The sequence below is a fragment of the Phenylobacterium sp. genome (assembly GCF_044358365.1).
Taxonomy (GTDB): Bacteria; Pseudomonadota; Alphaproteobacteria; order Caulobacterales; family Caulobacteraceae; genus Phenylobacterium.
The window spans coordinates 1-10,421 of the sequence record NZ_JBIKNZ010000151.1; the positions used below are offsets into that span (position 1 = coordinate 1).

The 10,421-nt window shown below is 59.1% G+C and carries 12 protein-coding genes; all 12 read left to right on the top strand.

Going from position 1 to position 10,421, the window contains the following annotated elements; all coding sequences use genetic code 11:
* A partial coding sequence (locus tag ACIQ3B_RS18620) for a type II secretion system F family protein (RefSeq protein WP_397405250.1) occupies nucleotides 1-1,103 on the top strand: 1,103 nt, incomplete at its 5' end.
* Nucleotides 1,104-1,112: 9 nt separating this feature from the next.
* The gene (locus ACIQ3B_RS18625) at nucleotides 1,113-1,973 is read left to right on the top strand and encodes a type II secretion system protein (RefSeq protein ID WP_397405252.1); all 861 of its coding nucleotides are present in this window, start codon (nucleotides 1,113-1,115) and stop codon (nucleotides 1,971-1,973) included.
* Nucleotides 1,970-2,944, top strand: coding sequence for a Tfp pilus assembly protein FimT/FimU (locus tag ACIQ3B_RS18630; protein ID WP_397405254.1), 975 nt, complete (start codon nucleotides 1,970-1,972; stop codon nucleotides 2,942-2,944). Before ACIQ3B_RS18625 ends, ACIQ3B_RS18630 begins: the two co-directional genes overlap by 4 nt.
* Nucleotides 2,941-3,837 carry a hypothetical protein gene (locus tag ACIQ3B_RS18635; protein WP_397405256.1) on the top strand — a complete coding sequence of 299 codons (897 nt, stop codon included), beginning with the start codon at nucleotides 2,941-2,943 and terminating at the stop codon, nucleotides 3,835-3,837. Before ACIQ3B_RS18630 ends, ACIQ3B_RS18635 begins: the two co-directional genes overlap by 4 nt.
* Nucleotides 3,838-3,852: 15 nt before the next feature.
* Nucleotides 3,853-5,727: a hypothetical protein gene (locus ACIQ3B_RS18640; protein WP_397405258.1), complete on the top strand. Its 1,875-nt coding sequence runs from the start codon at nucleotides 3,853-3,855 to the stop codon at nucleotides 5,725-5,727.
* Between the two features lie 12 nt (nucleotides 5,728-5,739).
* On the top strand, nucleotides 5,740-6,690 hold the full coding sequence (locus ACIQ3B_RS18645) for a type II secretion system protein J (protein WP_397405260.1): 951 nt from the start codon (nucleotides 5,740-5,742) through the stop codon (nucleotides 6,688-6,690).
* Between the two features lie 44 nt (nucleotides 6,691-6,734).
* Nucleotides 6,735-7,670: a DUF1559 domain-containing protein gene (locus ACIQ3B_RS18650; RefSeq protein ID WP_397405262.1), complete on the top strand. Its 936-nt coding sequence runs from the start codon at nucleotides 6,735-6,737 to the stop codon at nucleotides 7,668-7,670.
* 244 nt (nucleotides 7,671-7,914) lie between these two features.
* Nucleotides 7,915-8,331, top strand: a complete 417-nt coding sequence (locus ACIQ3B_RS18655; RefSeq protein WP_397405264.1) for a DUF1559 domain-containing protein — start codon at nucleotides 7,915-7,917, stop codon at nucleotides 8,329-8,331.
* 200 nt (nucleotides 8,332-8,531) lie between these two features.
* Complete coding sequence (locus tag ACIQ3B_RS18660) at nucleotides 8,532-8,855, top strand: BrnT family toxin (protein ID WP_397405267.1); 324 nt, start codon at nucleotides 8,532-8,534, stop codon at nucleotides 8,853-8,855.
* Nucleotides 8,856-8,916: 61 nt separating this feature from the next.
* Nucleotides 8,917-9,237, top strand: coding sequence for a hypothetical protein (locus ACIQ3B_RS18665; RefSeq protein WP_397405269.1), 321 nt, complete (start codon nucleotides 8,917-8,919; stop codon nucleotides 9,235-9,237).
* Nucleotides 9,238-9,301: 64 nt separating this feature from the next.
* On the top strand, nucleotides 9,302-9,568 hold the full coding sequence (locus ACIQ3B_RS18670; RefSeq protein WP_397405270.1) for a hypothetical protein: 267 nt from the start codon (nucleotides 9,302-9,304) through the stop codon (nucleotides 9,566-9,568).
* Nucleotides 9,569-9,747: 179 nt separating this feature from the next.
* Nucleotides 9,748-10,421: type II secretion system protein (locus tag ACIQ3B_RS18675; protein ID WP_397405272.1), on the top strand; the 674-nt coding region annotated here is incomplete at its 3' end.

A 10,421-nucleotide genomic window follows, 5' to 3' on the forward strand; every position in this document is an offset into this window, starting at 1 on the left:
TCTTTACCCGCCAGCTCTCGATCCTGCAAGACGCCGGTCTGCCGATCCTGCGGAGCCTGAAGGTCTTGGCAGACATGCAGCAGCCCGGCCGGCTCAAGAATTCGCTCTTGGACGTCTGCGACGAGATCGAGGGCGGCACCACGCTTTCGGAGGCGTTGTCGAAGAGCCCGAAGGCCTTTAACCGTCTCTATTGCAACATGATCCGGGCCGGCGAGGCGGGCGGTGCCTTGGAAGTGATTCTCCGCCGTCTGGCCGAGTTTATGGAGCGGAGCCAGTCGCTCAAGCGCAAGGTCAAAGGCGCGATGGTCTATCCGATCGTGGTGGTGAGCGTGGCCGTGGGCATCCTCACGTTCATCATGCTGAAGATCGTGCCCCAGTTCAAAAAGATTTTCGACGATTTTGGCAGCGAGCTGCCGCCGATGACGCAGATCCTGATCGACACCTCCAACTGGGTTGCCAACTACTGGTTTTTGATTCCCGCGATTCCGTTCGGCATCAATCTGGTGATCAAGGCGATCAAGATGGTCCCATACGGCCGAATGGGCTGGGATCTTTTCACGCTCAAGGCGCCGATCTTCGGCCAATTGGTCGAGAAAAACATCATGTCGCGGTCGACCCGCACGCTGGGCACTCTTCTCGCCAGCGGCGTGCCGATCCTCGAGGCCTTGAACATCACCAAGGAAACCTGCGGCAACATGATGTTCGAGAAGCTCTTCCAGAAGGTTTCCGACTCGATTCGCGATGGCAACGCGATCGCGAAGCCGTTGAAGGAGTACTCCGTGCCGCCGTTCAACTTCGTGTCTTGGCTTTTCTGGACCGCATTTTTCCCGGGAATCGGCGCCCTGCTCTATCTCACGAAATACAAAAAGCGGGTGGTGGACGACCTCGTGGTGAACATGGTCGACGTGGGCGAGGAGTCGGGCGAGCTCGACACGATGCTCTACAAGGTGTCTGACACCTACGACGAGGAGGTGGCCGTGCTCACGGAGAGCCTCACGAGCCTCATGGAGCCCTTGCTCATCATTTTCCTCGGCGGTGCCGTGGGCTTCATCGTGATCGCCCTCTTCCTGCCGCTGATCAAACTGATTCAGGATCTCTCGTAAGGAGCCGTCATGAAACGCCGCGGCTTTACGCTCGTCGAACTTCTGGTCGTGGTTTCGATCATTCTCGTGCTCATGACGTTGATCGGCGGGGCGGTTTCGGGAGCGCGTAGCAGTCAGAAGAAACAGTCCACAAAAGCGCTGATCGCCAAACTCGACACGATCATCCAGCAGCAGTATGCGACCTACGCAACTCGCACCGTGGCGCGCACCGCGACTGGGGTCCTAGGCGGCGTCGCCCGGCGGCAGATGGCCAGCGGCGACATGCCGGATTCTTGGGACGAGGTCAAAACACTAAAGGATGGAACAACTGGGCTCGCCAGTTCCCCCGATAGGAAGTTCCCGCTCACTGCTGCGCAACGGGCCTACGCGGAATACCGCGAGGCCTTGGGGCCCACCGCCCAGTTCGAGGGTGCGGAATGTCTCTTTATGATTGTCATGCTAGGCGGGCTCACCGACTGCTTGGATTGCGGGGGCTTGTCACTGTCGGAAAAGGGTGACAAGGATGGCGACAAAGCCCCTGAGTTCTGGGATGCCTGGGGTAATCCGATCGGATTCGTGCTCTGGCCAGCCGGCCTCGAGTTGCCGCCTGGCGGTGGCACCAAATTTTTTTCGACGACGTCCCCATTCAGCGGCGCTGCAATAGCGAGTGCTCCGGGCGGGCTCATGCGGCCGTTGATCTACTCCAGTGGTCCCGACGGCAAAGCGACCTTCGGCGAGCCGGCAGCCTCACATATCAAAACACACGTTAATTGTGGCAATCCGGTCGATCCCACGGTCGCGATGTTCGGGGCGTTCGTTCCGCCCTCGGACGATCCCATGGATCGCAGGGCCGACAACATCACAAACTTCGACGCTGAGGTAGGCCGATGATTCAAACTCGCCCTCGCCGCGCGTTCACCCTCATCGAGTTACTCGTCGTTACGGGCCTTCTCGCATCGCTCTTTGCGATGGTCGTCGGCGGACTCGGCGCACCAAACATCGCTTCAGCCGTTCGGCGGACGGCACAGGACCTAGCCTCGCGGCTGCTCGCCGTTCAAAGCCGGGCGCTTGGCAAGCCAGAGGGCGCTGCCCTGATCGTCGCGCCCAACACCGAAAATACCCGAATGGGGACGATCATCCTGGATGCCGTCACGCAGCCCTGGGTCATCGCGGCCGTCAGTTCCGGAATGCCGCCAAGCAATCCAAGGGTTACCAGCGCTGCTGTGACCGTAGAAACGGAAGCCGACGTGCTCGCAAGCGCCTTTAAAATTAGGTTCCAATCCGATGGTGGTGACGACCAGGTCAGCCCCGGCGCGTCTCCATGGTTTGCGTTCATGTCAGGAACGGTAGGGTTCCGCGGATCGGCCGGTCAGACGCTCGCAAATACGATCTGGCCGAAAACGGCAAGTCAAGCGGAGCAGGCCGTTGTTGCCCGCTACCCGTCGCCCGGTATTTCTACCAAGGAGATGGCCAAGCAGGTCGCTATCGACCTTCGGCACAGCGGCATGGGGGAAGACCCGGATGCGGCGCACGGCTACGGCCGATTCGAAAGCAAGGGCTCGATCGCCATCGCTTACGAGCAAATCGGCCGCGTTGGCGAGGTGATGCGGCGGGTGCAGGAAACGCGCACCGCAACCGACCAGCCGATCGAGCCTAACGGCGTGATTTACTTCCTGGTTGTCTCGCGTGCCGACATCCTCGAGGGCCGAAATACGCTCGCTAACCCTCAGTCGGTTTGGGTCGCGATCAATCCCCATACCGGCCGCGTGACGGTCGCCGAAAACGTTCCTCAGGTAACCGAGGACAAGACCGCGATTACGGCCGCAAGACGAAGCGCCCGCGCTGGAACCGCGATCAAATGACCATGAATCCGACGACCACAAACCCTCATGGGCTCGACATCGCGAACGACCCTCGTGGGCGGATCGGAATGACGCTGCTTGAGGTCCTTGTAGCCCTTGGCATCCTTGTTGCCGGGCTGGCGAGTGTCGCCTCGCTCATGCCCGCCGCCGGTTCGAGGCTCGCGGACGCGATGGCTATCGACCGCGCCGGGACCCTTGCGGCCAACGCTCATGCCGACCTGCGAAACAGGGGTGTCCTAACCGCTTCGCTTTTCCCGGCCTCCACGGTCATTACCTCTACTTCCGGCCGAATAACCGTCATTGGGGGAGCGTTTCCTAACGCACCGTTCGCCTCCGGAACATTTACTTTCACTTCCGGCACTTTTAACAAGCACACAGCCGCTAGTTTTCCTTCGTCAGCGATGATCCTTCTGGACGACTTGCAGCTCTCCGCCAGCAACGTGCTCGTTCCAAATGCCGACGGCGTCTCATACGGAGTCACCGTTGTCCCGACCACAACAGGAACGGTAGCGGCAGGCAGCCCTGTCCGAGTCGGGGTCGTGGTCTTCAAGAAGTCCCAAGTGGAATGGATGGAGGTTCCACTCAAAAAGGTGGCGGCTGGTGTGTTTGAAGTCAGTACCGTTGGCTCAGGGTCGGCAGCGATTCGGAATGAGTCTGTCAGGAAACAATTTTTTCCAGCCTGCTCATGGGCATTTGCCGCCAAAGGCGGCGCCCCCGCCGAGTCGCGATGGCTTCATGTTGGAAGTTCGTGGACGGCGAACGGCGTCTCTTATGTCTCTTTTTCCAACGCTGATGCCGACATCGTGACTTCGCTTTCCGTCAGCGGAACACTCCCGGTGCACGCGTTCACGCGTGTGATGCGTGTTGACGAACAACCGGCGATCCTCAAATGAAAGGAGAACCACGCCATGACGTCGCTTTCTGGACCGCGTGAAGAATCTCCGGGCCGTCGTGGAATGCTACTACTTCTCGTGCTGAGCATGCTCACGCTCTTCATTCTCATGGGAACCCTGGCCCTCGTGATGGCCACGCGTTCCCGCGAAAGCGCGAGAGCATTTGCCGACGCGACTGGGGGTGGCAACGGCTCTCCGATCATCGCGGAGTCGATGGCCGACGAGGCGTTGCTTATGCTGATTCGTGGATCAAAGGATCCCGCGGTGAACGCCTTGCTCGGTGATGACAATCTGCTTAAAGACATGTACGGCACCCAGGGAAACGGCCGGTTCGTGGACGAACCATACGATTCGTTCGATTTGGACAATCGCTTTCTTACTCATGTGATCCTTGATCCGAATGGCCGGGTGAGCAGCGTGCCGCGGCCCGCATTCGGTGCCCGTGCCGACGAATGCAAGGTCGACAACGACGGTGATGGCGTAGCTGACAGCGTCTGGCTCAGCGGCCTTTTACAGCCGCTCACGCTCGCGAACGGCAATCACCTGGACTTCCGGGTGGCCTATCTCGTCCTTGATCTGGATGGCCGGATTAACGTGAATACACACGGCAGGCGGCCGGAAGATCAATCGTCCGCAAGCGGTGGACCGGCTGACATAAATGCGTCCCAACTGTTCACCTCCGAAGTTTGGAACCTGCTCATGGCGGGAACGGGCGGGCAGTTGCTTTCGGGCAGTGTGTCCGCGGGTGACCAATGGCGGCCAGTCCCGCCCGTAAGTTCGCCGGTGGACGGGCGATTCGGAGGATTCCAAGGCGCAAATAATGCCAAAGGTGAACTGGAATACACCTACGGTGTCCGGCTTGACCTCGAAGCGCCGAGGCCAAGCGCACTTTCGGCCGCCGCGGGACAAAACCCTTTTACACCTGGCGAACTCGAACGCGTCCTTCGCCAATTCGACTCGGATGCCAGCACGCTACCACCGAGGCTGGCGGCCATTCTCCACGATCAAGCGGAGCGGGCTCGTATGCGAATCACCACAGATAGTTGGGAGACTCCGGGAGATCGTTACGACATCAAATGGGAAGCCGACAATAGCGGCGTTAACGATGAGAAAGCCGCTTGGGCGGAACTCTGGCCCCGCGTGGTCGCTGCGGGAGCCTCCGAAGCGGACGCGAAGCAGTGGGTCGCGAATCTGCTTGATTTTCGCGACCAAGATAAAGCGGTAACCAACTTTGACGGTGGAATCAAGGGAGTAGAACCCTCGAAACTGAACCCACCTATTCCTGGCCAATGGGACGACGGGCGATTCCGAAGCTACGGGGACCTGCTCGCCATACCAAAAGGTACGGAGTCCGAAATAAACCAGAAGATGGCCGACGGCGAGCCCCTGGTTTCGCTCGTAAAAAACTATCCCAAGATCCTCGAATCTGTGGCGGTTCCTTTCTTTCTGAGCACGCTTGCCGTGGACCCGCACCGCGAACCCGGTCGTGTGAATGTCAATACGTGCGACACAAAAGTCTGGGAGATACTGCTCGGCGACGATGATCCAAATCCATTCGCGCTTTCCGCGGCTGGTACGGGAACGCCTGCAAAAGCGACCGTTGACATGCTACTCACAGTCCCGCTGATATTCCCCGATGCGACCCACGACGTGCGACAGATTAACCACGCAGTTGCCAACCGACTCGCGAACGTCGCCACGGTTCGTTCGCACGTGTTCGCCGTGTGGATCACGATCGAAGTCAAGGACTCTGACAATCCCGACCAGCCGACCTACCATCGGCTTTTTGCAATCGTAGATCGATCGATACCGGCAGAGTTTACGGCGGCAACAGAGGGGCAAAACACGAACGTACGCAACATTATCCGACTGCAGCGTTTTCTCAACTAAAATGATCCTGCCATGAATGTTCAACGAGGCTTCCAGACTTCAGCAAGAACGCTGTTTTTAGCGAGGCCAATGGCGTCGGCTGGCTTCAGCCTCGTGGAGGTGCTCATCGCATCCACGCTGGCCCTGATTGCCATGGCATCGGTGGCGACCCTCTTCGGAATCTTCGGCCGCACCGTCTCGCAGAGCCAGACGATTGTCGACCTGAACGCGAGACTCCGTAGTGCGGCATCCCAACTCCGGCAGGATCTCCACGGCGTCACCGCTCCAACCAAGCCCTGGATACGACCGGAGGCAAACGCCGGCTACTTCGAGATCGTCGAAGGCACCAGCACCGACTCGACTCCAGCCGGAACCATGGGCGACGCCGACGATCGGCTGATGTGCACGACCAAGGCATTTGGCAAGCCGTTCACCGGTAGTCTTCAAGGAACCACAGCCATCGAGGGATATGAAGCCCCCTTCGCAGAGATCGCCTGGTTTTGCGAGTCGTCGGGCCAGACCTTCGAGGGAAAGGCTCTCTATAATCTCTACCGCCGACAATTGCTCGTGGCTGCGACCCCTGGCGCGGGCAGATTCGCGAGCGGCGTTTCGGCGTCGATTGATCGTAATTTGACCGACCTTTCGTGCCGCGACGTCAGCACGAATAAGATCGCCAACAGCCTTAGTGACCTCTCCAAACCGGCAAATCGGTTCTGGACCGTTGTTGGAGCGGTGAAGACGCTTCAGGGCGATCGGCTCGGCGAGGACGTTATCCTCACGAACGTGATTGCCTTCGACATCAGGGGTTTTGCCCCCGCATCGTCTTCATACGCTGACCAATCCTTCAACACGAACTACGCGGAAAATGCGACCCCAACTGCCGGCGATTCGCTTCGCGGTCTGGAGATCCGAATTCGCTGCGTCGAGCCTTCGAGCAGGCAGATTCGGCAGGTTACCGTAGTGCATTCATTCGAGGGATTGTAAAACCAGAGTTATCGGAACCCATGCCAAAAGGAGTGATCGATCCCATGCTTAGCCGAACCCGCAGCCCAAGGGCTTTTACCTTGGTTGAACTGCTCGTCGTGATCGCCATCATCGGCGTCTTGATGGGGCTTTTGCTTCCCGCTGTGCAGAGCGCTCGCGAAGCAGGCCGGCGTGTAACGTGCACGAACAACCAGTATCAGATGGCTTTCGCCTGCTCTCGGTTTAATGACTCCAATGGGTTTCTGCCCGGTTGGAGAAATTCCCTAGTAACAAATTCCACTCCTCTCTTCCCGTCCTGGCCCGTAATGATTTTGCCATTTGCCGAGCGGAGTGACATTTATAAGGCGTGGCAGTTGGGAACGCCGTCCGCGCCGTACATGTCCCTTTTTGCATGTCCCTCTGCGCCAGCTGATTCAATGACGAACCCGCTGCTTGCCTACGCCGGAAATTGCGGAACGGCAAATAGCGTGAAGGCGAACGGTGTGATGGTTGACAATGTGTCGCCAGGCACGTCGGCATCTCGGATCGACCTCGACGAGATCTCAACTGCCGATGGCACGGCAATGACGCTTGTCTTTTCGGAAAAGTGCATTTCCGGCACCGCCGGATTGAATCAGAATTATTGGGATGTGCGACCGAGCGTGAGCGGCACATTCACGTTTGGCCCTCCTTCGTCGTCGTATGTGGCGGGCAGTGGAATCGTGCCGGGGTTTGGGATGGTTGGGACTGCCCCGACCAAGGTGATTAATCCAACCACGCTTGGAAACACAACAACACCTGGGCAGATCAATTTACCGTCGTCAAACCATCCCGGAGGTGTCGTGGTTGCTTTTTGCGACGGGCACACCGGCTTCATCAAGGACTCACTGGGCAACACCGTCTACGCGCAGCTGCTGATTACGAACAACACCTCGGCGTCTGGTGCAGCTGCCACTTGGCGAGGCACTTACAACGTTCTTTCCGAAGGCGACTTTCAGTAGTGGGGATTTGGCAGGTTGAAGCCTACCCTACGGACTATGCGAACGATTGTTTCTTGTGTGGCCGCTTGGCTCGGGTTCACCATCTCCACGGCCGCCGCGGCTGAGACGCTGTCATTCGGCGCCCCAAACCCGGCCTAGGCCTCGGCTCAAGCCGCACACGCGGCCTGTGTTGAGGCACCCTGTTCCTAAGCCCTCATATTCCCTGGTGTAGGAAATCCAACCCGGCCATCGGGCCATGTGAAACATGGGCCCAACGCTCGCGGATGGCCTTGCTGATAACGGCTTCGCCGACATGAGCACGACCACCGGCCTCACCGCCCAACGCAGCGAAGTGCGGGCCGCCCACGTGCGCGACGGCATGAGCAACACCTACCTCCTCGGTGAGAAATACCTCAACCCAGTCGACTACGCCACCGGCAACGACATCGCAGACGACCACAGCCTCTTCGCCGGCGACGACCTCGATCCCAACGGCTGGACCGATGAACTCCCCGCCCAAGACACCCGCGGCACCGCCAATTTCTATCGCTTCGGCAGCGCCCATGCCGGTGGCTTCAACATGGCCATGGCCGACGGCTCGACGCAGTTCATCGGCTACGACATCAGCGCCGCGGTGCATTCCAACCGCGGCAACCGCAAAGACTGCCAAGCCACCCAGTAGGACAGGCTTCAGCCTGTCAGGCCCTGCCCCCAGCGGCACCATGCCCGCAGCCCGCCAATTTCGAACAGGCCCCTCGCCCGCCCCCACGTTCGGACAGCCCAGCACGCTTGACCCAATACATATACGCACGTACACTCTTCGCGGCCACGGAGGCTTGAACATCACCGTTAACGGTAATACACTGAAATCGGATCTTTGCGATGCGGCTTCACTGGCGTTTTGAATGGGATGAAGACAAGTCAAGTCGCAATGCGACAAAGCACGGCGTCTCTTTCGAAGACGCCGCGGCAGCACTTTCCGATGAACACGCCGACGCATGCCACTTCGAGCGGTATGACAAAGCACACTCCAGCAACGAAGATCGATACGTCACGCTTGCATCCGACCCTCAGAATCGGTTTGTTGTTTACTGCATAGCGTGGACAAAAAGAACAGGTGGGAGCGGGGCGTCCACTCGAATCATCAGCGCGAGAATGGCAACTCGCACAGAAAGAAAGTGGTATGAGAGATACATCGCAAAATAAGTCTGGCCGACGAACAATCCGCCGTGCGGCGTCTGGCCTGAAACGGCGTTCCGAAAAGGTAATGACTGAACTGCACCGCCGAGCAGCGTCAGGCACATCACCAGTCGACACGAGCGACATCCCCGAACAGCAGCCTTCCGATGGCACGTGGGTGCGCGGCGGCCATCTTGTGGGCGGCATCCGTGGGGCGATCATCAAAGAAATGCAGCGACAGGGCCTCACTCGTTATCAGCTCTGGAAAACTTCCCGCACCCTGTGCCCAAAGCTGCCGAGCTCTGCCGTCTATGAATTTCTCGATGGCCGTCGCCAGGCCGGAAGCAACTATATAGAGGCAATGCTGGACGCTCTCAGGCTCGAGGTCAGGCCCAAGGCCACAGCCTGATCGCTTCTCCTGCCCGACCCATGACCGACAAAGAAAAACGCCGTTATTTAAGCTGGAGATACCGATGAGCTCGCAACGACTTCCCGCGACTGATTCGATTTCTGAGCTGGCCGCCTTCTGGTCCAGCCACGACATCACCGATTTCGAGAGTGAACTCGACGTCGTCAAGGAGAAGGTTTTCGTTAAATCATCGAACGGGCAGGATCTCGTCCTGCACCTTGATCCTACGGAGGCCTTCACTGTGCGGGAGGCCGCCCGCGCCAAGGGAATCGACGAAGCCACCGTCGTGCGCGAATGGATCCGAGAGCATGCCCCAAAGGCTGCCGGATGATCTCCCACCCCCTATGACCTGCCACAGTAGGACAGACTTCAGCCTGTCGCTCAAACCACTGGCGTCCCCAACGCAGCCCTCCTTTCCGCCACGCTTGACACAAACACTGCCTACATGTCCGCTAACCCTCGAATTGCGGGCCGCGGCCCATGGCCTCTATACCGGCAAAAAGGTTTTTTATGGCAACGATCTCTCAAATCCGTATCCGCCTCCACGAGGGCTTCCCCGAGAAGCAGGCCGATCTACTCGCCGTCCGCTTGCACCGCGTTGAGCGTTACTGTGCACTTTTGCAGACCCACGCCGATGAACGTGGTGTAGCCAGCAACATCCATTCTGATGATCGTAAACTCCGTGAGAGGGGTCGAATCACACATACTCACAGGCAGCGTAACTTCTGCCTCCAACCGCTACATGGTTTTACGCTCGTCGAACTGCTCGTTGTCATCGCCATCATCGGCGTGCTCGTGTCGTTGCTTATGCCCGCCCTGCAGTCGGCCCGCGAATCGGCGCGGCGTACCAGCTGCGGCAATAACCTCAAGCAGCTTTACACCGCCTGCGCCAGCCATCTTCTGCTATTGGGCCATTACCCGACCGGAGGCTGGAACGCGGCCTCTACAGGCGACTCCGACAAGGGCGCCGATTACCAGCAGCCCGGTGGCTGGGCCTACACGATCCTGCCCTTCATGGAGGAGAAAAACACCTACAACGCCGCCAACCGCAACAGCCTGCCCGTGCCGGTGTTTGCATGCCCTTCGCGGCGGGCCTCGCCGATCGGCCCTGGTGGCGTTGTCATGACCGACTATGCGGGGAACCGCGGGGCGTGGTCCTCTCCAAATCCGGCCACAGCGAGCAC